The sequence below is a fragment of the uncultured Mesonia sp. genome (assembly GCA_947499595.1).
In the GTDB taxonomy this organism is placed as follows: domain Bacteria; phylum Bacteroidota; class Bacteroidia; order Flavobacteriales; family Flavobacteriaceae; genus Mesonia; species Mesonia sediminis.
The window spans coordinates 197,834-220,533 of sequence record CANMOY010000005.1 but is presented as its reverse complement, the minus strand read 5'-3'; the positions used below and the strand labels follow the sequence as shown (position 1 = coordinate 220,533).

General features: G+C 36.0%; 22 protein-coding genes. 15 read left to right on the top strand and 7 right to left on the bottom strand.

Going from position 1 to position 22,700, the window contains the following annotated elements; genetic code table 11:
* Positions 1-50: 50 nt before the first annotated feature.
* On the bottom strand, positions 51-1,601 hold the full coding sequence (locus ACH2AZ_RS08150; protein WP_394907431.1) for a serine hydrolase: 1,551 nt from the start codon (positions 1,599-1,601) through the stop codon (positions 51-53).
* Between the two features lie 44 nt (positions 1,602-1,645).
* Between ACH2AZ_RS08150 and ACH2AZ_RS08145 the strand changes: the two genes are divergently transcribed.
* Positions 1,646-2,422 (top strand): alpha/beta fold hydrolase, encoded by a 777-nt coding sequence (locus ACH2AZ_RS08145; protein ID WP_394907430.1) that lies wholly within the window; start codon positions 1,646-1,648, stop codon positions 2,420-2,422.
* Between the two features lie 208 nt (positions 2,423-2,630).
* Here the strand turns inward: ACH2AZ_RS08145 and ACH2AZ_RS08140 are convergent, their stop codons facing one another.
* A complete protein-coding gene (locus tag ACH2AZ_RS08140; protein WP_394907429.1) occupies positions 2,631-3,980 on the bottom strand; it encodes an aspartate kinase in 1,350 nt (449 codons plus the stop codon).
* Positions 3,981-4,081: 101 nt separating this feature from the next.
* Here ACH2AZ_RS08140 and ACH2AZ_RS08135 point away from each other — a divergent pair, with 101 nt between their 5' ends.
* Together ACH2AZ_RS08135 and ACH2AZ_RS08130 are read left to right on the top strand one after the other, a co-directional pair.
* Positions 4,082-4,744 (top strand): hypothetical protein, encoded by a 663-nt coding sequence (locus ACH2AZ_RS08135; protein WP_394907428.1) that lies wholly within the window; start codon positions 4,082-4,084, stop codon positions 4,742-4,744.
* 14 nt (positions 4,745-4,758) lie between these two features.
* Positions 4,759-4,947, top strand: coding sequence for a hypothetical protein (locus ACH2AZ_RS08130; RefSeq protein ID WP_394907427.1), 189 nt, complete (start codon positions 4,759-4,761; stop codon positions 4,945-4,947).
* Between the two features lie 55 nt (positions 4,948-5,002).
* Here the strand turns inward: ACH2AZ_RS08130 and thiL are convergent, their stop codons facing one another.
* Complete coding sequence (thiL, locus tag ACH2AZ_RS08125; protein WP_394907447.1) at positions 5,003-6,061, bottom strand: thiamine-phosphate kinase; 1,059 nt, start codon at positions 6,059-6,061, stop codon at positions 5,003-5,005.
* Between the two features lie 332 nt (positions 6,062-6,393).
* On the opposite strand from thiL, the gene ACH2AZ_RS08120 reads away from it, so the two are divergent.
* The 11 genes from ACH2AZ_RS08120 to ACH2AZ_RS08070 all read left to right on the top strand — a co-directional run bounded on the left by ACH2AZ_RS08120 (position 6,394) and on the right by ACH2AZ_RS08070 (position 14,841).
* The gene (locus ACH2AZ_RS08120) at positions 6,394-6,723 is read left to right on the top strand and encodes a HesB/IscA family protein (protein ID WP_379047663.1); all 330 of its coding nucleotides are present in this window, start codon (positions 6,394-6,396) and stop codon (positions 6,721-6,723) included.
* Between the two features lie 220 nt (positions 6,724-6,943).
* Positions 6,944-8,392 (top strand): Fe-S cluster assembly protein SufB, encoded by a 1,449-nt coding sequence (gene sufB, locus ACH2AZ_RS08115; protein ID WP_394907426.1) that lies wholly within the window; start codon positions 6,944-6,946, stop codon positions 8,390-8,392.
* A 9-nt stretch (positions 8,393-8,401) separates the two neighbouring features.
* Positions 8,402-8,800 (top strand): hypothetical protein, encoded by a 399-nt coding sequence (locus ACH2AZ_RS08110; protein ID WP_394907425.1) that lies wholly within the window; start codon positions 8,402-8,404, stop codon positions 8,798-8,800.
* 1 nt (position 8,801) lies between these two features.
* Positions 8,802-9,557, top strand: coding sequence for a Fe-S cluster assembly ATPase SufC (sufC, locus tag ACH2AZ_RS08105; protein WP_147862186.1), 756 nt, complete (start codon positions 8,802-8,804; stop codon positions 9,555-9,557).
* 42 nt (positions 9,558-9,599) lie between these two features.
* Positions 9,600-10,913 (top strand): Fe-S cluster assembly protein SufD, encoded by a 1,314-nt coding sequence (gene sufD / locus ACH2AZ_RS08100; RefSeq protein ID WP_394907446.1) that lies wholly within the window; start codon positions 9,600-9,602, stop codon positions 10,911-10,913.
* A 3-nt stretch (positions 10,914-10,916) separates the two neighbouring features.
* Positions 10,917-12,137 carry an aminotransferase class V-fold PLP-dependent enzyme gene (locus ACH2AZ_RS08095; RefSeq protein ID WP_394907424.1) on the top strand — a complete coding sequence of 407 codons (1,221 nt, stop codon included), beginning with the start codon at positions 10,917-10,919 and terminating at the stop codon, positions 12,135-12,137.
* Complete coding sequence (locus ACH2AZ_RS08090; protein WP_379047678.1) at positions 12,134-12,553, top strand: META domain-containing protein; 420 nt, start codon at positions 12,134-12,136, stop codon at positions 12,551-12,553. Before ACH2AZ_RS08095 ends, ACH2AZ_RS08090 begins: the two co-directional genes overlap by 4 nt.
* A 50-nt stretch (positions 12,554-12,603) precedes the next feature.
* Positions 12,604-12,984, top strand: coding sequence for a SufE family protein (locus ACH2AZ_RS08085; protein ID WP_379048821.1), 381 nt, complete (start codon positions 12,604-12,606; stop codon positions 12,982-12,984).
* 4 nt (positions 12,985-12,988) lie between these two features.
* Positions 12,989-13,318, top strand: a complete 330-nt coding sequence (locus tag ACH2AZ_RS08080; protein ID WP_379047681.1) for an SUF system Fe-S cluster assembly protein — start codon at positions 12,989-12,991, stop codon at positions 13,316-13,318.
* Between the two features lie 8 nt (positions 13,319-13,326).
* Complete coding sequence (locus ACH2AZ_RS08075; protein ID WP_394907423.1) at positions 13,327-13,839, top strand: DUF2480 family protein; 513 nt, start codon at positions 13,327-13,329, stop codon at positions 13,837-13,839.
* 72 nt (positions 13,840-13,911) lie between these two features.
* Positions 13,912-14,841: a DUF3078 domain-containing protein gene (locus tag ACH2AZ_RS08070; RefSeq protein ID WP_394907422.1), complete on the top strand. Its 930-nt coding sequence runs from the start codon at positions 13,912-13,914 to the stop codon at positions 14,839-14,841.
* A 72-nt stretch (positions 14,842-14,913) separates the two neighbouring features.
* Here ACH2AZ_RS08070 and ACH2AZ_RS08065 read toward each other — a convergent pair whose 3' ends face one another.
* From ACH2AZ_RS08065 to ACH2AZ_RS08050, 4 genes are read right to left on the bottom strand one after another with little or no spacing between them, the layout of a single operon-like run.
* Positions 14,914-18,366, bottom strand: coding sequence for an efflux RND transporter permease subunit (locus tag ACH2AZ_RS08065; protein WP_394907421.1), 3,453 nt, complete (start codon positions 18,364-18,366; stop codon positions 14,914-14,916).
* Positions 18,366-19,526 carry an efflux RND transporter periplasmic adaptor subunit gene (locus ACH2AZ_RS08060; protein ID WP_394907420.1) on the bottom strand — a complete coding sequence of 387 codons (1,161 nt, stop codon included), beginning with the start codon at positions 19,524-19,526 and terminating at the stop codon, positions 18,366-18,368. The genes ACH2AZ_RS08065 and ACH2AZ_RS08060 overlap by 1 nt, the downstream gene beginning before the upstream one ends.
* A 1-nt stretch (position 19,527) precedes the next feature.
* On the bottom strand, positions 19,528-20,889 hold the full coding sequence (locus tag ACH2AZ_RS08055; RefSeq protein WP_394907419.1) for a TolC family protein: 1,362 nt from the start codon (positions 20,887-20,889) through the stop codon (positions 19,528-19,530).
* On the bottom strand, positions 20,886-21,488 hold the full coding sequence (locus ACH2AZ_RS08050; RefSeq protein ID WP_394907418.1) for a TetR/AcrR family transcriptional regulator: 603 nt from the start codon (positions 21,486-21,488) through the stop codon (positions 20,886-20,888). Before ACH2AZ_RS08050 ends, ACH2AZ_RS08055 begins: the two co-directional genes overlap by 4 nt.
* 136 nt (positions 21,489-21,624) lie before the next feature.
* On the opposite strand from ACH2AZ_RS08050, the gene ACH2AZ_RS08045 reads away from it, so the two are divergent.
* Positions 21,625-22,599: a polyprenyl synthetase family protein gene (locus ACH2AZ_RS08045; protein ID WP_394907417.1), complete on the top strand. Its 975-nt coding sequence runs from the start codon at positions 21,625-21,627 to the stop codon at positions 22,597-22,599.
* The last annotated feature ends 101 nt before the right edge of the window (positions 22,600-22,700 follow it).

Genomic DNA, 22,700 nt, shown 5'->3' with positions numbered 1-22,700 from the left:
TTTAAAAAAAGGAAGCTCAACGAGCTTCCTTTTTTTTGTTCATAAAAGACCTAGTCTTTAATCCGCTTTAGCTTTAAGTCGCCAAAGTCGAAACTAAAATCGGTAATAGGAGCAATATATTGCATACGGGCTTGTTGGGCAATAGCGTTTTCATCTAGACTAAAAATCACAAAAACATCGGCATCAAAGCTTCGGTTATCCCACTTGGCAACATAAGTGGTAGCGTTATAAGGTAATAAATCGCCCACCAGTTGAGAAGATCTAAAAGAAGCTATGCGTAATTTACCTTTATCTTGATAGATTTTAAAGGTTCCCATCCAATTGTCTTTGTATTCTCCAATTATTTGTTTTGGAGTAATAATTTGTGGATTTTCTTTGGCTAAATCCACTTGATGGTAAACCGCTTGTTTTATACTATCATTTTTGGCTAGCCAATCTTGGTTTTGCTTATCATAACGTGATAACCAATCTCTATTTTTATACCCTAGGTAACTATCTTTAATCGTATTAGTAATGGTTTTAAAAGCATTACCATTCATTTGATTGGTGAGAACCACAATACCAAGGTCTAATTCTGGAATTAGGGTAAATTGAGTTACCGTTCCTAGTAAACCTCCGGTATGTGTTACTTCTTTATAGCCAGCAACATCTTTAACAAACCAACCTAAAGCATAGCCAAAAAAATGCGTGTTATAATCGTTTTTTGGGCTTACCGGTAGGGGAGTTTGCAATTGCCAAAGTTGGTGCAATTGCTTGGTAGGTAACAATTGTATGCCGTTTTTAGTTTGAGCATTATTCATTAAAAATTGAGCCCATGTGAGCATATCGGGAATATTGCTCATAATTCCTCCCGCGGGATTGGCGGTTTCGCTCCAGTCATGCGGTATTTGAATCACTTTACCTTCGGTGCGGGTATGCGCCGCTATAATATTGCTTTTATTGCTTACTCGATTGTAGGCTGCCTTACTGTTGTTCATGCCTACCGGTTGCATAATACGCTGCTCGATAAACTCCTCCCAACTGAGTCCGCTTAAACGTTCAATTACTTCACCGGCAACAATATACATATTATTGTTATAAGCAAACTCACTTCTCAAAGAGCTAGTTGGCGTTATATGTTTTAAATTGGTTACAATTTCTTGGGCGCTAAAGTCATTTCCTTCGGGAAAGAACATCAAATCACCTGCTCCCAAACCAAGACCGCTATTATGGGTGAGTAAATCTTTAATGCGCATATTTTCGGTGGCATAAGCATCTTGTAACCTGAATTCTGGCAGGTGATCACGCACCTTGTCATCCCATTTTACCAAACCATCTTCAACCAGCATGGCCAGAGCAAAGGCAGTAAAACCTTTTGAGTTAGAGGCAACCCCCACTAATGTTTTCTCGTTCATTGGTAATTTAGATTGTAATGAACGTAAACCGTGACCTTTGGCATAGACTACCTTCCCGTCTTTAACAATACCCACAGAAATACCAGGCACTTCAAAAGTTGTTAAGGTGTTTTTTACCAAATCATCAATTTGTTTTTCGCTAAGTTGTGCCTGGGAAATGGCGGTACAAAGCATGAATAAAAATAAAAGGTACGGACTAATTTTCATAAGTAGTTAGACTTTTTAAGGGGTGAACATTGTATTTTTGCGCTATGCAAAATTTCATCAAATACAAAAATATACAAATTGCCTATACAGACACGGGGCGAGGTGAGGTAATTGTACTTTTACACGGTTTTTTAGAAAACCTCAGCATGTGGGAGGCTATACTGCCAGAATTGCCTGAAAAAAAGCGCTTTATTTGTGTAGATTTATTGGGGCATGGCAGTTCGCAGCGCTTGGGTTATATTCATACTATGGAAGAGATGGCACAATCAATTAACCATTTGCTCAATCAACTAAATATAAAACAAGCTACTTTTTTAGGACATTCAATGGGAGGTTATGTTACACTGGCTTTCGCGGAACTATATCCGTTAAGGATAAAAAAAATGTTGCTTTTAAATTCAACACCGCTAGCCGATTCCCCCAAACGTGTTGTCAATAGAGATCGAGCCATTCGCCTGGTAAAGCAAAACAAGAATGCTTTTGTGCGGATGGCAATCACTAATCTATTCGGAAAAGAAGGTAGAGAGCAATTACAAGAACACATCAACACGCTCGTTAAACAGTCGCAACAAATGCCAGCAGAAAACATTGTAGCGGCCATAGAAGGTCTAAAATCTAGAAAGGATAGAACTCATATTTTGAACAATTTTACGGGAGAGAAAATATTCTTGGCAGGTGAAGAAGATGAAATTGTCCCTTTAGAAAGCTTACAGCAACTCGCCAAAGCAACCCATACTCAATTTATAACCTTTAAAGGCGGACATATGACACATTTAGAAGCTAAAGAGGAATTGTTGGGGTTTCTTAGGAATTCTATTTAAAACAAATAAGCTCGGAAAACAAGAATATTCTCTCCTTATATAGGTCATTAATAGCGTTTTCCTTTATTTGCCGACGGGTTTGGCTAGGGAACCTAATGATTTATATAATTCCAATTTTTTAAAATAAGAATTAATTAAAAAACCAGCTCCTAAAAGCTGGTTTTTTCGGTTTAACAAAATAAATACTTGGGGTAACCGAATATGAATTTTAATATTCAACCAATTCAGGCAGTTCTTTTTTTGGGGTGCGAAACACATAGTGGTTAAGTTTATTTAAAACTGCCTTTTTGGCTGAAGTATTTACCAATAAAGATATATTGTTGTTGCTGCCACCGTATGCGATCATACGTAAATTTACATCTTGCATTATTTGAAAAAGTCTTGAGGTATCTGGATGATTAACAATAGAATTACCAACTAAGCAAATAATACTCATTTCTTGTTCTATTTGAACGCGAGAAAACACCGATAACTCTTTGGCTATTGGTTCTAAATAAGTGTCGTTGTCTATGGTTAACGAGATGGCAATTTCAGAAGTAGTTATCATATCTATTGCTGTTTGATAACGTTCAAAAATGTCAAAAACCTTTTTTAAAAACCCGTGAGCCAGCAGCATGCGTTCAGATTTTATTTTTATAACGGTAATGCCATCTTTGGCAGCAATGGCCTTGATCCCGGTCTTACAGGTTTTTTGTGTGATTAAGCTCCCTTTTGCTTCGGGTTGCATAGTGTTTTTTAAACGTACAGGTATGCCTAGGTTTTTAACAGGCAATACCGTTGCCGGATGCAGGATTTTTGCACCAAAATAAGCTAACTCAGCCGCCTCATCAAAAGATAATTCTGCTAATGGTTTGGTGGGTGTTACATACCTAGGGTCGTTATTATGAAAGCCATCAATATCACTCCAAATTTGAACTTCTTCTGCTTCTAAACAAGCACCAATAATCGTGGCGGTATAATCGCTTCCGCCACGACCTAAATTGGCAATTTCACCCTTGGCATCTAAACAAATAAAACCTTGGGTAACCCATATAGGATTATTGGGGTAACCTATACATTGTTGTTTAAGCTGTTGCTTGATATAAAAATAATCGGGTTCACCGTCTTTATCGGTGCGCATAAAATCTAGAGCAGGTAAATATATATGTTCAATTTGTTGTGATTTAAAATACAAACTTATTAATCGACTAGAAAATAATTCTCCTTGAGCAATAATTTCATTTTTTAAGCTTTCGCTGAAGGGCTTTTGGAAACATCCTGCCAACCAGGCAGCTAGTAAATCAACATATTCTAGGGCTACCTGAAGTTGCTCAGGATGCTTTTCCAATAGATCACAACTAAATTTTCTAAAGTGATGCGTAATTTGTTCGATTAACTCATTAGTCGCTTTAAAATTTTCTTGCGCCAAAAAATCAGCAAACAGAGTTAACTGATTGGTGCTTCCGCTCAATGCCGAAAAGACCATAAATTTTGATCCTGGCCTTTGAGCTATATGGGCAATTTGTGCAATGTTATTTGCACAGCTTACAGAGGTTCCACCGAATTTTAAAACTTTCATATTGGTTTAATCTAAGTTCAAATGTATGAGTACATTTGAATCATTCCATTTTTTTATAAAAAATTGACTAATTTTACACAATCTGTTAAATATATAACATTATGAAGACTGTAGCACAGGCTGTTGGAGAAGTGGTGAAAGGGCAACACTTTTTAGAAGAAGCTTTAGCTCGAGGTATTGTAAATTATAGTGCTTTGGCAAGTGATTTACAGCCTAAAATTAGCGATTTGCTTAGAAAACCTGTAAAGACAGGAGCTATTATGATGGCGTTGCGTAGATATCCTATCCCGCCGCATATTCATCAATCTGGGCAAATAAAAAAAAGCCTACGGCTTTTGGGAGATATAACCCTAAAATCAGATATTGTGGCTTATACATTTGAGAATTCTGCCACTTTAATTCCATCTCAAGTAAAGTTACTCGATAAAATAAACCATCGAGAGCAACTTTTTTATGCGTTTACCCGAGGTATAACCGAGAGTAATTTAATGATTTCTGGTGCACAGAAAGATTTAGTGAGTAGTTATTTTAAGCGAGAAAGGCAAATGCATTTTCGGGCAAATTTATCCGCTATAAGTGTAAAACTACCACAAGATAATTATAAAATTACCGGATTGTACTATCAAATTTTCAAGGATTTGGCCTGGAACGGCATCGCGGTTTATGATGTGGTATCTACCACTAATGAATTTATAGCTTTGGTAGACGATGCACTGGTTGAAAAAGCTTTTACTGTTATAAAACGTTTAAAATCAAACTATTAAATAATTTATATTAAATGAAGAAAAGATTATTCGCTATTCTAGTTCCTGTTGTGCTTTTAAATACAATTGTTGTATGGCAATTATTGAATCAAATAATAAAATATGAAGATCAGCTTTGGCAGTTATTAGCACTTTTAGGAGGTTTTTTGTTAATAACTCCGTTCTCCATGTGGATTATACTAAAGCTAATGAAATCAAAATAAGTTATATAAAAATCCCGCTCATTGGCGGGATTTTTAAATAATATAAGCTTAATTTTTATTCCTTATCATTTGCATCTTCAAAAGAATTCCATCCTCTTGCTTTAATAGGTATTTTTTGGTTCGCACGAGTTATTAAGTGCATACCTTCTTTTTCTTCGGTCATATGGCCAATGACGGTTAAATTTGGGTTGCCCTTAATCTTATCGTAATCGTTTTGATCTATGGTAAACAATAATTCATAATCTTCTCCGCCGCTCAAAGCAATGGTTGTACTGTCTATATTGAATTCTTCGCATACCGAGATAACAGCTGGGTCTAACGGAATTTTTTCTTCAAACAAATTTGCTCCAACCTTAGCATTTCTGCATAAATGTATTATTTCAGAAGAAAGACCATCGCTAATATCTATCATACTGGTAGGTTTTACTTTGAGCGCCTCTAGAAGTTGAGGAATGTCTTTTCTAGCTTCAGGCTTTAATTGGCGTTCAACAAGATAGGCATAAGGTTCTAAATCGGGTTGCGCGTTAGGGTTTACTTTAAACACCTCATTTTCTCGTTCTAAGACTTTAAGTCCCATAAATGCAGCGCCAAGATCACCCGTTACTACCAATAGGTCATTCGGTTTTGCTCCACTTCTATAGGTAACTTTATCGGTTTGCACTTGTCCAATCGCGGTAATGCTAATTACAAGACCACTTCGTGATGAGGTAGTGTCGCCGCCTATCAAATCAACTTTATAAGTGTCGCAAGCTAAAATAATCCCGGCATATAATTCTTCAAGCGCCTCTACAGGAAAACGGTTGGATACCGCTATAGAAACGGTAATTTGTGAGGCTTGAGCGTTCATGGCATACACATCAGATAAATTTACCATCACGGCTTTGTAGCCTAAGTGTTTCAATGGGGTGTAGGCCAAATCAAAATGAACCCCTTCAATCAGCATATCGGTGGTGATCACACTTTGCTCTTTTTCGTGATTAATCACTGCTGCATCATCGCCAATGCCTTTATGGGTGGTTGGCTGGTGGGTTTTTACAAAGCGAGTAAGGTGATCTATAAGTCCAAATTCGCCTAATTCAGATAAGCTGGTTTTGGGTAAATTGTCTTCAAACATAAGTGAATTTTCCAATATTTATAAAATGCAAAATTAGTAGAATAATGACTAACAGGAGGCATGTTAGTAAAAATTTATCGCTTCCGCGGAAGCGATTCTAGATTTAAAATTTAAAAAGGATGCCTGGCACTTGCTGTTCAATCCTATGCTGCTTCTTGCTATTTGTAAACTATTTATTTTTAGGTGTTTATGGTAGATATAATATAAAATAGAAAGGGATTATGCCTTATAATTTAAACCTATGCCTAAATAAATAAAATAACTGAAGTCGCTATGGGATTAAGCAGGCTATATTGTATCTTTGTGGGCAATATAGTTTAAATAAAATTGAGATGATAAAAGTAAGTGAACAAGCTAGGCAAAAACTTTCTGGATTAATGGCAGAAGAAGGTTTTGATGCCCAACAAGATTTTGTGCGCGTAGGAGTAAAAAGCGGCGGGTGTTCTGGTCTTTCTTACGACTTAAAATTTGACAAAACTAAGCAAGACGAGGATAAGATTTTTGAAGATAATGGCGTAAAGCTAATCGTAGATAAAAAAAGTTTTTTGTACTTGCTGGGTACCACCTTAGAGTATAGTGGTGGACTTAACGGCAGAGGATTTGTTTTTAATAATCCTAATGCACAACGCACCTGTGGTTGCGGAGAGTCTTTTTCGCTTTGATTAGTTGCAAAAAAGCTTTTAAAAACGACAAATATAAAGGGCCGCAAAATGGTTTTCTTTTTGTCAACCAAACGACCTTAGGGCACAGAAGAAAAATAAAAAATTTCAAATTTTGAAAATAAAAGTTAATGAAGCATTGGGATAACGGTTTTTAGTGTTACAAATGAATAAATGCCTGAGACTTAATGCCAGAAGCTGAATTAACCTTAAACGTGATTAAATGAATAAATTTACCGAAGACGACTTAAGAGAAGAGTTGAAAACCAAAGAGTATGAGTATGGTTTTTACACCGATATTGAGTCTGATACATTTCCAGTAGGACTAAACGAAGACGTAGTACGCGCCATTTCAAAAAAGAAAGAGGAGCCAGAATGGATGACCGAGTGGCGATTAGAAGCCTTTAGAATTTGGCAAGAAATGGAAGAGCCAGAATGGGCAAATGTAAAATATGAAAAGCCTGACTTTCAAAATATCTCTTATTACTCGGCTCCCAATAAAAAGCCAAAGTACGAAAGTTTAGATGAGGTAGATCCTGAACTATTAGATACATTTAAAAAACTAGGTATTTCACTTGATGAACAAAAGAAATTGGCTGGTGTAGCTGTAGACGTTGTAATGGATTCAGTTTCGGTAACTACTACATTTAAGAAAACTTTAGCCGAAAAGGGTATTATATTTTGCTCTATGTCTGAAGCGATTCAAGAACACCCAGAATTAGTAAGAAAATACATCGGGACGGTGGTGCCTAAAAAAGATAATTTTTATGCGGCCTTAAATTCAGCCGTGTTTAGTGATGGTTCTTTTTGCTATATCCCTAAAGGGGTAAAGTGTCCGATGGAACTTTCTACTTATTTCAGGATTAATCAGGCTGGTACAGGGCAATTTGAACGCACCTTGGTGGTTGCTGACAAAGGAAGTTACGTAAGTTACTTAGAAGGGTGTACAGCGCCACAACGGGATGAAAACCAGTTACACGCCGCAGTGGTAGAACTCATCGCGCTTGACGATGCCGAAATTAAATACAGCACCGTGCAAAATTGGTACCCTGGTAATGCCGAAGGAAAAGGAGGGGTGTTTAATTTTGTAACCAAACGAGGCCTTTGCGAAACCAATGCCAAAATAAGCTGGACTCAAGTGGAGACAGGGAGTGCCGTAACTTGGAAATACCCAAGCTGTGTATTAAAAGGAGATAACAGTATAGGCGAGTTTTACTCGGTTGCTGTAACCAACAACCACCAACAAGCTGATACCGGTACAAAAATGATTCATTTAGGTAAAAATACCAAGAGTACCATCATTTCAAAAGGAATTTCTGCTGGTCAGTCGCAAAATTCTTACCGCGGTTTGGTGCAAATTAGCAAAAGAGCCGAAAATGCACGTAACTTCTCAGAGTGTGATTCTTTATTGATGGGTAATGAGTGTGGAGCGCATACTTTCCCCTATATAGAAACCAAAAATAAATCGGCGCAAGTAGAGCACGAGGCAACTACAAGTAAAATTGGTGAAGATCAAATTTTTTATTGCAACCAGCGGGGTATAGATACAGAAAAAGCCATAGCGCTAATAGTAAATGGTTTTAGTAAAGAGGTATTAAACAAACTACCGATGGAGTTCGCTGTTGAAGCACAAAAATTACTAGAAATATCTTTAGAAGGTTCTGTAGGATAAAAAATAAATATGAGAAAAATAGCGCTTATTTTTATAGTGGCAAGTTTGTTAATTGCTTGTAACGATAATAAAAAAGAAGGCCAAAAAGAGGCTGAACCAACTAAAACTACAAAACAAGAAGATGGATTAGTTGTCTTAAGTGGAGAGTTTATTTATTTAAACGAGGCCGCTGTTTTAAAAGGCGAAAGCTTTTTGTATGCGGTAGAGCAAGATAGCATGATGCATATATTAGATAAACAAGCAAAAGTGCTAAAACGCGACGAATTTGACATGATTCCTGTTGAGGTAAAAGCAAGCGTAAAACCAAATCCTGTTAAAGGAGGTTGGGAACAAATTATAGAAATAAAAGAAATAATAAAGGTATCACCGCCTACACAAGAAGGTGTAATTAAAGTTAAAGCAAATTAATATGTTAAAGATAAAAAATTTACACGCCAACGTAGAGGGCAAGGAGATTTTAAAAGGGATTAATTTAGAGATTAAAGCAGGTGAAGTGCATGCTATAATGGGGCCAAACGGTTCGGGTAAAAGTACATTGGCTTCTGTTATTGCAGGTAAAGAAGAGTACGAGCAAACAGAGGGTGAGATTATTTTAGAGAACGAAGAGATATCAGAACTAGAGGCCGATGAGCGTGCGCGAAAAGGAGTGTTTTTATCCTTCCAATATCCAGTTGAAATCCCTGGTGTTTCGGTGACCAATTTTATTAAAACGGCAATAAACGAAACAAGAAAAGCTCAAGGTCTTGAAGAGATGCCGGCTAAAGACATGTTGAAAAAGATTAAAGAGAAATCTGAATTACTCGAAATTAAGAGAGGATTTTTGTCACGTTCTTTAAATGAAGGCTTCTCGGGAGGAGAGAAAAAAAGAAATGAAATCTTTCAAATGGCAATGCTCGAGCCCAAATTTGCTATGCTTGATGAAACCGACTCAGGATTAGATATCGATGCGTTGCGTATTGTTTCAAATGGTGTAAATAAATTAAAAACTAAAGATAATGCGGTTATGGTAATCACCCACTACCAACGCTTATTAAATTATATAGTTCCTGATTTTGTTCATGTTTTAATGGATGGGAAAATTGTAAAGTCTGGAGGTAAAGAGTTAGCACATAAATTAGAGGAGCACGGTTACGACTGGATCAAAGAAGAAATGAAAATGGCCTAAACGTAGTGCTTTTAAGAATTATTAATGAATGAATTAAGATTTATGGATTTAAAAGATAAATTAATATCTTCTTTTTATGCCTATGAAGACCATCTACAAGTTACCGATCAGGTTCACGATGTAAAGGTTCAGGCAATAAAAGATTTTGAAACACTAGGTTTTCCTAAGAAAAAAGAAGAAGCCTGGAAATACACCTCCTTAAACAAATTACTTAAGCAAGACTATAATTTGTTTGCTCAAGTTGAAGATGCGTTAGATTATAAAGAAGTAAAAAAATACTTTATACACGAGATTGACACGTATACCATTGTGTTTGTTGACGGCGTGTATGCTTCTCAACTATCTAGCACAACACACGATAAGATTGATGCTTGTTTGATGTCTTCGGCAATGGAGAAGGATAAATATGCCGATTTGCTTGAGAAATACTTTAATAAAATTGCACCAAAATCCGGTTTAAACGCCCTAAATACTGCGTTCGCCAGACAAGGAGCCTTTATTAATATTCCTAAGAATACCGTAGCAGATAAACCCATACAAATTATCAACTTCTCAACGGGTAAAGAAAACAATCTTATGATTCAACCCCGAAATTTAATTGTGGTAGGGGAGAACGCCCAGGTAGAAATTATTGAGCGTCACCAGAGTTTAACCGAAAATCCTGTTTTTACCAATTCGGTTACAGAAATCTTTGTGGACAAACGCGGTATGCTTGATTTCTATAAAATTCAAAACGATACGCACCATGCCTCTTTGATTGATAACACTTTTATCAAGCAAATGGCAGAAACGCATTGCTCGGTACATACCTTTTCGCTAGGAGGAGCTTTAACTAGAAATAACCTAGAGTTTTACCAAAAAGGAGAGCACTCTAACTCTATTCTTAAAGGTGTAACTTTAATCGAAGGTAAACAACACGTAGATCATAATACCCTAGTGCACCATACTCAACCTAATTGTGAGAGTCATCAAGATTATAAAGGTATATATGATGAAAAATCGGTTGGCGTATTTAATGGTAAAGTTTTGGTTGAAAAGATTGCCCAGAAAATTAACGCTTACCAAAGTAATAACAATATTTTGGCCCACGATGATGCCACTATCAACTCTAAACCGCAATTGGAGATTTTTGCAGATGATGTAGCTTGTAGTCACGGTTGTACCATTGGGCAATTAGATGAAGAAGCATTATTTTATCTTAAATCTAGAGGAATACCGGCCAAAGAAGCTCGTGCTTTATTAACCTATGCATTTGCCAACAATGTCTTAGAAAGTGTAAAAATTGGAGCCATCAAAAAACGGATTAATAAATTAATAGCCAATAAATTAAATGTAAATTTAGGCTTTGACTTATAAATTATGACAAATTTCCCCATAGATAAAATTCGTCTAGATTTTCCAATCCTACAGCGAAAGGTAAATGGAAAACCTTTGGTGTATCTTGATAATGCAGCCACATCGCAAACCCCTAAACAGGTAATAGATTGTATAGTAGAGTACTACTCGCTTTACAATGCCAATATCCACAGGGGGGTGCATACGCTATCTCAAGAAGCCACAGATGCGTATGAAGCTGCTCGGGAAAAAATTAGAGTTCATTTTAATGCAAAACATCGAGAAGAAATAATATTTACTTCGGGAACCACCGAGGGAATCAATTTGGTGGCGCACGGTTTTTCAAAACGATTGAAAAAAGGAGATGAGGTTATTGTTTCGGCTTTAGAGCATCATTCCAATATTGTGCCGTGGCAAATGATGTGTGAAGAAACAGGGGCTAAATTGCGGGTTCTTCCTATGTTGCCTAATGGCGAATTAGATATGAACGCTTACGCGGATTTGGTCAATGCCAATACGAAATTGGTTTTTGTAAATCATATTTCAAACGCTTTGGGTACCATTAATCCAATAAAACAAATTATTGAAAAGGCAAAAAAGGTGGGAGCCGCTGTCTTAATAGATGGAGCCCAAGCTGCACCCCATATCAAAGCCGATGTTCAAGACTTAGACGTAGATTTTTATGTTGTTTCTGCACATAAAATGTGCGGTCCTACGGGCGTTGGGGTATTATTTGGTAAAAAAACTTGGTTAGAAAAACTTCACCCTTATCAAGGCGGTGGAGAAATGATAGACCAGGTGAGTTTTGAGCAAACAACTTACGCTGGTTTACCTCATAAATTTGAGGCCGGTACACCAAATATTTGTGGAGGTATAGCCTTTGGTGCCGCCATTGATTATATGAATACAATTGGCTTTGAGGCTATAGCGCAATATGAGCATGACTTATTAGTAAAGGCAACACAAGCTTTACTTGAAATTGATGGCCTTAAAATTTATGGTACGGCAAAAGAAAAAACTTCGGTAATTTCATTTAATATAGAAGGAATACATCCGTATGATATAGGTACTATCGTTGATAAATTGGGTATTGCCGTTAGAACAGGGCACCATTGTGCTCAACCTATTATGGATTATTACAAGATTCCGGGTACGGTTAGAGCCTCATTCGCATTTTATAACACCTTTGAAGAAGTAGAAGCCTTAGTGCAGGCAGTTAAAAAAGCTAAAGAAATGCTATCATGAAAAGAATACTAAGTTTAATGACGGTACTGCTATTGTTTGTGGGCTGCCAAGAAAAGCAATCCGATAAGCAAAAGATGGATGCGCTCAAGCAGCTTGAAAGTGGTGCCTATGATATTGAGTACATAGACGATAAAGATGTAACACCAAAAAAGATAAACCTTATTGCTATGCTTGAAGAGATGCAATTGGTGGGCAATGTAGTTTGTAATAAATATACTACTAGCTTTAAATTAGAAGATGATTTTGGAATATTTGTAAAACCCGCAGGAGTAACTCAAGCAGCTTGCGAAGACCAGGATCTAGAAAGAGAGTACTTAGAAAGACTGGCGAAAGTTCGGTTTTATGCCTACGATGGTGAACAGCTGATCTTGAAAGATGAGAATAAGAAAGAATTAATGCGCGGAAAAAAGAATTGATTGTGAATACGATTAAAGAGATACAAGAAGAAATAGTAGATGAGTTTTCTATGTTCGACGATTGGATGCAGCGCTATGAATATATGATTGAGCTGGGAAAATCATTGCCACTTATCGAAGAACAATATAAAACCGATGATTACAAAATTAAAGGCTGTCAAAGTCAAGTATGGGTCCATGCCGACTTTCAAGACGGTCAAGTGGTATTTACTGCCGACAGTGATGCTATAATTACCAAAGGTATTATAGCTCTTTTGGTGCGTTCATTTTCGCATCAAAAACCAGAGGATATTATAGCTGCAGACACCCAATTTATAGATGAAATTGGTTTAAAAGAGCATTTATCTCCAACCCGAGCAAACGGTTTGGTTAGCATGATAAAACAATTAAAAATGTATGCAATAGCTTATCAAGCTAAAGCAAATAATTAAAACTATGGGTAAATTAGAAGATATAGATGTAAATGAACTGGGTGAGAAAGTTGTAAAGGTAATTAAGACCATTTATGACCCAGAAATACCTGTTGATATTTATGAACTAGGACTTATTTATGACGTTTTTGTGAATGAAGATTATGAAGTTAAAGTGTTGATGACACTTACCACTCCTAATTGTCCGGTTGCAGAAAGTTTACCTCAAGAGGTAGAAGAAAAAATTAAGAGTATTGACTTGGTGAAAGATGCAGAAGTAGAAATAACTTTTGACCCGCCGTGGTCCCAGGATTTGATGAGCGAAGAGGCCAAACTTGAACTTGGTATGCTTTAATTATTGACATGAAAGATCAGCCTATTATAAACCGAGTAGCGAATAGTGCATTAGTAACCATAGATTTGGAAGATTTTTACCTTCCTGGTCCGCGAGTAGGTATAGATTTGGCTCAATGGTTACTAGAAGGTATAGTATTACGTGAGAAAGACTTCCGTAAAGCCGTAAATAGTCAAGATTGGCAAAAATATCAAGGGAGTTTTGTTTATTTATACTGTAGTACAGATGCTATTTTGCCTGGGTGGGCCTTTATGTTTGTAAGTCTTCAATTAGGTGGTTTCGCCAAAAAAGTAGTAGTAGGTGATGAGTTTACATTAGAAAACACCTTATTTACTGAAGCAGTTAGAGATTTTGATGCTTCCATTTATCAAGATAAGCCGGTTATTATAAAAGGCTGCGCTAAACGTGAAATTCCACCCAATGCTTATGTGCTGTTGGCTCAAAAACTCCAAGCTTATGCTAAAAGTATTATGTATGGTGAGGCTTGTTCGGCCGTGCCAATGTTTAAACGCAAAAAGTAGTGACTAAACTATTGTTGGCGATGAGTTAGATTGTTATATTTTTGTGATTGATAAAAAATAACAAATCAATTCATGAAAAAAATTACAATCACTTTACTTTTGTTACTAATTGCGCAAATGGGATTTGCCCAAGAAGAGAATCAAGAACAATCAGGATGGTTGGGTACAGGAACATTATCACTGCTATTTAATCAAGCTGCTTTCAATGCCGAATGGCAAGGAGGAGGTACTTCTAACTATGCCGGTAGTCTTAATTTTAATTACGATTTAAACTATAAAAAAGGCGATCTTACCTGGGATAATAAATTTATTGCTGATTTTGGTTTAACGAAGGTCAAAGATCAAGAGTTCACGCGTAAAACAAATGATCGGCTTGAAATCAATTCGATATTGGGTAAACAACTGCAAGAATCTAACTGGTATTACTCCTTCTTTTTAAATTTTAGAACCCAATTTGCAAAAGGCTATGAGTATAGCGAAGCCGATGTGATTGAGCCTATCACCAATGATGTAATTGGGGTAGAAACTGTACGAACAGAAACAACTCACTTTTTATCGCCAGGTTATTTACAAGCAGGTCCAGGTATGTTATGGAAGAAAAGCGACAAAATAAAAGTGAACATCGCTCCTGCAACAGCAAGATTGATATTTGTAGATGATGCTTTTACCAGCGTAGCAGGTTACACAGATGGTGACTATTTTGGTGTAGACCAGGGAGAGTCTACTCGATTTGAATTTGGAGCTTCTTTAAATGCATTTGCTAGTTTTGAGTTGGTTAAAAATGTAAGTTTAGATAATATATTAAGCTTATATACCAATTATTTAGAAGATCCTCAAAACGTTGATTTAGATTATACTGCAACGCTAAATATGAAAATCAATGATTATTTAACTACCAGCTTTATTTTTCAAGCAATATATGATGATAACGCTATAAGCGGATTTCAAATTAGAGAGGTGTTAGGAGTAGGATTTACTTATAAACTTAATCCTCAAGAATAAAACAAGCTTTTTTTAAGGACAAAAAAAGGAAATCTATAAAATGATTTCCTTTTTTATTTTTCAAGATAAATTTTAAGCCACTGCTTTTTTCTTAAATCTTATTTTGGCACGGTTACTAAGGTAGAACATAATAGGCACAATAATTAAAGTTAAGAAGGTGGCAAATATGAGCCCGAATATCACTGTCCAGGCCAAGGGTCCCCAAAAAATAACATTGTCTCCACCAATATACACACGTGGGTCATAGTCTGTAAATAAACTAAAGAAATCTATATTTAAACCAACTGCGAGCGGAATTAAACCTAATACCGTGGTAATTGCAGTTAACAAAACAGGTCTCAATCTTGATTTTCCTCCTGCAACAATAACTTCAAAATACTGTTTTTTACTAAGTAGTTGTTCTGAGTCTATATTCAATTGTTCTTTTTTACGATCAATTAGAATTTGGGTATAATCGATAAGAACAATAGCATTATTTACCACAATTCCGGCCAAAGAAATTATACCCATCATGGTCATAATTATGATAAAATCCATCTGAAAGACTATTAAACCATATAAAACCCCTACAAGGCTTAAAATTACTGCCATTAAAATAATTATGGGTTTAGAGATAGAATTAAATTGGGCCACTAAAATCAATAGGATCCCTCCAAGTGCAATTAGCAGTGCTTTCACTAAGAAGCTCATATTTTTTTCTTGTTCTTCTTGCTCTCCAGTAAATTTAAAATTAACATCTTTAGGAAGCTCGTAGCTTTTTAGCTCTGATTTTAATTTGTTAACGATTTCGGTAGGATTATATCCCGTAAGAACGTTTGAGTACACGGTAACCACCCTTTTTAAATCTTTTCTTTTAATTGCACTAAAGGCAGCCGATTCTCTTTTGTTTACGAGTGTTGAGATAGGAATTTGCATAATTTCACCCGTATTTTGGTTTTTAAAAGTAATGGGCTGATTGAACAATGCACTTTCATCAAATCGTTTACTTTCGTCAAATCTTATATTGATTTCGTAATCATCGTCACCTTCTTTATAAGTAGAAATCTCTTCGCCATAAATGGCTCTTCTAAGCGTTTGACCTATCTGAGCAGTACTTACTCCAAGTCTTCCCGCTTTTTTCCGATCAACACTTACATTGAGTTCTGGTTTAGCTTTGTTAACATCAATTTTAAGCTCCTCTATACCATCAAGCTTTAAATCATTGATATAAGCACGCATTTGTTCGGCTTCGTGAAGAAGTTCGTTATAATCTTCCCCTGTAAGTTCTATATTTATGGGGTAACCCGTAGGAGGTCCTGTTTGGTCTTTTTCAACGATGATAGAAACACCGGGAAAACCTTTGACCGCCTCACGTACTTCAGATAAAACCGTACTACTTTTTACTCCTCTACGAAGGTTAAACTCACGCATGGAGAGAGTGATTTTTGCTTTATGAGGCATTTCATTTTGTTGGCCTCCATCGGTTTGTGGGTTTCCAGCTCCTTGACCCACTTGAGAAATTCCAGATTCGACCATATAGTTGTAACCGTCTGCATCTTCGTATTTTTTTATACTATTAAAAATACGCTCTTCTATTTGCTTTGTGAGTTCATTGGTTTTTTCTATAGCCGTACCTTCGGGGTATTCGATATAAGTGATTATCTGGTTAGGTTCATTTTCAGGAAAAAACAAAACTTTGGGTTGAACCACTTTAAGTAAAGCAAAACTGGAAATCAAAAGACCTAAAGTTCCAAAGAAAAACAGATAAGCCCGTTTTCCGCGTAAAGCGAACTTTAGAGTATTCTCATAGAAATTCTCTAATTTTTTTAGTGATTTATATTGAAAATAATCAACTGCTTTTACTAAGAATAGGCGGTACACCCATATTAAAATAGAAATTAGAATAGCTAGGTTTCCTAAGCCACGCAGTAATCCAGAATCGGCTACAAAGCCTAAAATCAGAAGGATTAATCCGAATATAGCAAAAATAGCGGTTATAAAGATTATTCGTTTGCGACTGACTTGTTTTTCTTGAACCAGCATATACTTAGAGGTAAGCATAGAATTGATGATCAAGGCTACGAAAAGCGAAGACCCCAACACTACCGACAAGGTAATGGGAAATATAACCATAAATTTACCAATGGTTCCTGGCCAGAGCCCAAGTGGGAAGAAAGCTGCTAGGGTGGTAGCTGTACTAGCTATGATTGGCCAAGCAATTTCTCCTAAGCCTTGTTTTGCTGCTTTAATTCGTGGCGTGCCTTCGCTCATAAGGGTATAAACATTTTCAACAACTACAATGCCATTGTCTACCAACATCCCCAGACCCATTACCAAAGCAAAGAGTACCATGGTGTTTAAGGTATATCCCATGCTAGACAGGATGATAAACGACAAGAACATAGAGAGCGGTATGGCGATTCCTACAAATAATGCATTTCTAAATCCTAAGAAAAACATAAGAACCCCAACCACTAAAATAACTCCAAAAATAATGTTGTTTACCAAGTCATCAACTTGGTTTTCGGTTTTTATAGATTGGTCGTTGGTTAAGCTAATGTGTAGTTGCTCTGGCAGGTAGTTTTCTTGTTCATTTTTAATGATATCTTTGATGCTTTCTACCGCTTCAATCATATTTTTACCTGCTCTTTTTTTAATGTCAAGCATTACCACAGGCTGCCCATATTCTCGGGCAAAGGTGCTAGCATCTTTCTCAGAAAAATTAACTTTTGCTACGTCTCGTAAGTAAACAAGACCCCCTTCACGTTTTATGATTACATCTTCAATTTCTTTTGGGTTCTCAAACTCCCCAACAACCCGAATATTTTTTTCGACTCCATTTGTGGTTACATTACCTCCCGAGATAGTTTTATTTTCAAAATTTACAGCGTTTATAATATCATCAAAACTCACCTTAGAAGCGGTCATTTTATAAAGGTCTACCGCAATTTCTACTTCTTTTTCTTCGGCACCTCGTATGGTTGCTTCTTTAATTTGTGGTAAAATTTCAATCTTATCTTGCAGATACTCGGCGTAATCTTTAAGTTGAGGTACTGTGAGGTTTCCCGTTAAATTTACATTTAAGATAGGCATCTCCTCAGAGATATTTAAATCGAAAACGTTAGGCTCTACTTTGGCGCCATTGTCTAGCGTTGGCCAAGTAGTTTCAGCTTTTACCAGATCAACTTTATCTTTTACTTTTACTTTAGCATCTGAAACCGACACGTCTTCTTCAAATTCTACGATTACCATTGAGTAATCTTGTAAGGTGCTTGAACTTATTTCTTTAACCCCTGCTATATTGTTAAATTCTTCCTCAAGAGGTTCGGTAATAAATTTTTCTACATCCTCTGCAGCGTTACCCGGATTAATAGAACTAACATAAATCTTGGTTTCTACTACCTCTGGGAAAGCCTCTCGGGGCATACTGTAGTAACTTAAAAGGCCTCCTAACAAAACGATACTAATGATAACAAAAACAGTCATGCTGTTTTCTATCGCCCAAGTAGATATAGAAAAATCTTTATAGGTATTTTTATTTGCCATTATGCTTTGGTTTTCACTTTTTGTTGATCGCGCATGCTTCGAGCCCCTTCAATAATTATTATTTCTCCGGCTTTCAATCCTGCTTTAATTTCGATTTTATTGTCGTAAGTTAAGCCCGTTTTTACTTTGCGTTTGTGTGCTATGCCTTTATTTTTTTCTGTAGGTTTGAAAACATAGGCTATATGTTCTCCAGCAGCGTTTTCCTGTAAAATGCTTTCCGGAATGACAATCGCATTTTGAGCAGTATAATCGTTTATTTTTAAAGTAGCAATCTGGTTAGGTTTTATGCCTTGAGTTTTTGCTGGTAAATTTATCTTAACTTCAAAACTACGGTTATTAGGATTAATATAATTGGCTACTTGATTTATGCTGCCAGCTATAGATTTGTCTAAAGCAGCAAATTGAATTTGTACCTCTGTGCCTTTATTAATTTTACCTAAATAACTTTCGGGAACCTCTGCGGTAATATACATTTCATCTAGATTAACCAGTCTAAAAAGAGCGTTTTGGCCTGGATTCACCACTTGACCTTCGTCGGCAATAACCTGGTCTATGGTGCCCGAAAATGGTGCCCGTACAATCGTTTTGGCTAATTGAGCACGTAATTGCTTGGCTGAATTTTGAACGGACTCAAAATTTGATTTAGCCTCTAAAAATTGTATTTCGCTACCTATCTTTTGTTTCCATAGACGTTCTTGACGTTCAAAAGTGGTTTTTGCCAATGATAATTGGGTCTCTATTTGAGCAAGTTGACTACTCAAGCCGCCATCATCTATACGCGCTAAAATTTGACCTGCACGAACTTCATCACCTTCCTTTACGGATATGGTTTTTAGAATTCCACTATATTCTGGATATATTACGATATTTTTATCGGTGTCAACATCTCCTTGAATTTCTAGATAATGCTTGAATAAGGTGTCATTTAATTGAAGTGTAGTGACTAAGCTACTTTGGTCTGTGGTATCTAACTTCTGTAACTTTTGATTTATTTTGGTTAAATCATCTTTGATTTGCATCTGTTGTTGTGAAAGTTGTGATTTCATTTCGCGTAAGCGCTCCATATCATTACTTTCTAACACTTCTTCAATATTGGCCTGTTTATTTGAACAGCTCCAAAGACTAATGAATATAATTAATAAGCTAATTGATTTTTTCATACTAGTTGTTACTTAGAGTTATATTGGGTGTATTTAATAAGGTTTCTAATGCCGCCTTTGCATTCAAGACATTCACCATAGATTCTAAAAATTCTTGTTGGGTGGTGTATAATTGGGTTTGAGCTTGTCTTAATTCAAAACTAGAAGCTAATCCTTCTTGAAACTTTATTTGATTTTTCTTTTCAATGCGTTCTGCTAAATTTAGATTACGCTTAGCGGTTTGGTAATTTTCAATAGCAAATTGGTAGTCATTACGAGCTTTCTCCACCGCTAGCCGAATTTGCTCTTGAGCTTGTGTAAATTGCGTTTCGGCTTGCTCTAATGCAATTCTGGCTTGAGCAGATTTAGCACTACGCTTTAATGAACTGAATATAGGAATAGAAAGATTTACGCCCCACATAGAAGATTGAAACCAATTTTGGTCGCTGTCTAAAAAACTAAATTCTTGACTAAAAGCAGCTGTACCATAGTTTAAAAAAGTGGTTAATCGTGGTAAAGCTTTGGCTTTTTCTAGATTATATTCGTGGGTGCGTTGCTCGATTAAATTTTGCGCTAATTGGTATTCTATTGTATTTTCTAGATTTAAATTTTCATTCATCAAGCCTAGACTTATATTTTCTTCGGTGAGATCGTTTAAGTCTTCAGCTAAATTTACCTGATGTTCTAAAGGAATACCTAAAGTTAGATTAAGCACATCTTTTGTGACGTCTACCAACCGTTTTGCATTATTCAACTGGTTATTCACTTGTGAATAAGTAATCTCTAACTGCTCTACAGCTTCTTCTTCTTGTAGACCATTTTCATATATAGCTTTTGTTTCTCTATAATTCTTTTCTAGAGTAGCTAAATTACTTTTAAGAATCTCAACGCTTTCTTTGGCCAATAGTACATTCCCGTAAGAATCAATCACGTCTTGCCTAATTTCTAAAGCGGTTTTTCTTGCGTTGGTATTGGTGTATTTTAGATAGGTTTTTGCTGCCCGTACCGCTACAATATAAGAACCGTCAAAAATTATTTGTGAAGCGGTAGCGGTGGCATTCATATTCTGTTTGGTCCCAAACACTACTGGGATAAATGTACCCGGTTGCCCACCCGCAAGTTCTGCAGGAAGTAAATTTACAGGTTGTTTTAAATTGTTTTGGTAAGCAATATCTGCATTAATTTGAGGTAAACCATCGGCGGTAGTTTCCCACTTTCGTTTCATAGCTTTTGTAATATCTCGCTTTGCATTTATTGCTGTGTAGCTACTATCTAACGCAAATTGAATAGCTTCTTCTAAGGTGAAAGTGTACGATTTTGCCAACTCTTGTGCTTGAGCAATGCAAGTGCAAAAAACTAGGCAAAATGTGACTATTTGTTTCATGAATTTGAAGTTTTAAGAGATTTTAAGTGTTTTAACCCAAGCGGACTTACTATTGCTCTCAGGTGATAATCAAGAAAATTATATATAATAGTGTTAATGCTTAAGTTGTCTGTTAAAAGATTTTTGTTGTTACGAATTCCTTCAATCAAGGTGCGATAAAATTCTGCTACCATTTTTGGATTTAAATCTTCACGATAGCAACCTGACTCCTTTCCTTTTTCAAGATTATTTTGTATTACAAGCAACATCTTTTTACTCTTTTTTTCTTTTAAAGATTTATAGACGCTGGGGTAATAGCGATTGAGTTGGTATTGAACCGAAGTTTTTTCTTCCCGTAAAGAATTGATGATAAATTGATGAATGGCAATCATTTCATCTATAGCATTTAAATTCTGATCAAGAATAGCGTTTATCCCCGTACTAATTTGGCAAAATAAATAATGGGAGCAGGAATTTACAAGTTCGTTTTTGTTGGTATAATAGGTGTAGATGGTTTTCTTAGATATGGCTAAATTCTGGGCAATTTCATCCATGGTTACATTTTTAAAACCAAAGCTTAAAAATAAATCGGTAGCCGTCTTTAGAATCTTGTCTTTCACAATGCAAAATTAAGCAAAGAAACTTTTTATACTATTGTAGTTTCTTTGTTTTTTCTGTTAAACTTTAGTTAAGCGATAAAACTGCTGATGTTTCTGTAAAAATTAATATTTTAGCCCATATTTTAGATATTATATCATGGTAGAAGTTGAGAAGTATAGAGAACACTTTTTAAAATATATGAATGAGAAGGTGGACCTAAAGGAACCTAAGAATTTATATGAACCAATTTTATACATTTTAAACTTAGGTGGTAAACGACTTCGACCTATTTTAACGCTTCTGGCAACAGATGCTTTTGAAGGCGATGTTGAAAAAGCCTTAGATGCCGCATTGGCTATAGAAATATTTCATAACTTTTCGTTAGTGCACGATGATATTATGGACGATGCTCCTTTGCGCAGAGGTAAGGATACTGTTCATGAAAAGTGGGATATTAATACAGGAATCCTTTCTGGTGATGCCATGTTAATCAATGCGTATCAATTATTCGAAAATTACAATAGTGATACCTTCAAGCAGTTAGCTCAATTGTTTACAAAAACGGCTATTGAGGTTTGTGAGGGTCAGCAATATGACGTCGATTACGAAGAGAGTGATACGGTGAGTATTCCTGAATACCTACAAATGATTAAATACAAAACCGCTGTATTGGTGGGGGCAGCACTTCAAATGGGGGCTATAATTGCTAATGCAAGTAAAAAAGATGAACAACTTATTTATGATTTCGGCTGCAATCTAGGTCTAGCCTTTCAATTGCAAGATGATTATCTTGACGTCTTCGGCAACCCAGAAACCTTTGGTAAACAAATAGGGGGAGATATTATAGAGAATAAGAAAACTTTCTTGTATCTAAAATCTCTCGAACTACTCGACCAAGACGAAAGTGAACAACTAAAGCATTTGTATTCAATAAGTCCTTTAAATCCTGCACAGAAAATAGAAACCGTAAGAGGGTTGTTTGTAAAAAGTGGGGCAGCTGGGTTAGCCAAACAAGAAATAGAAAAATACACCAGTACTGCATTAAAACACCTGGAAGACTTAGAAATGAAACCAGAAAAAAAGCAAAGGTTTACAACTTTCGCTAAAGATTTAATGACCCGTAATGTTTAAGTTTGATTATGCAAAAGTTCTACTTTGCAGTTTAAATAGGACTATAACATAAATTTATGTTTATAAACTGGTCATGTATATGAAATGTTGTATTTTTGAAA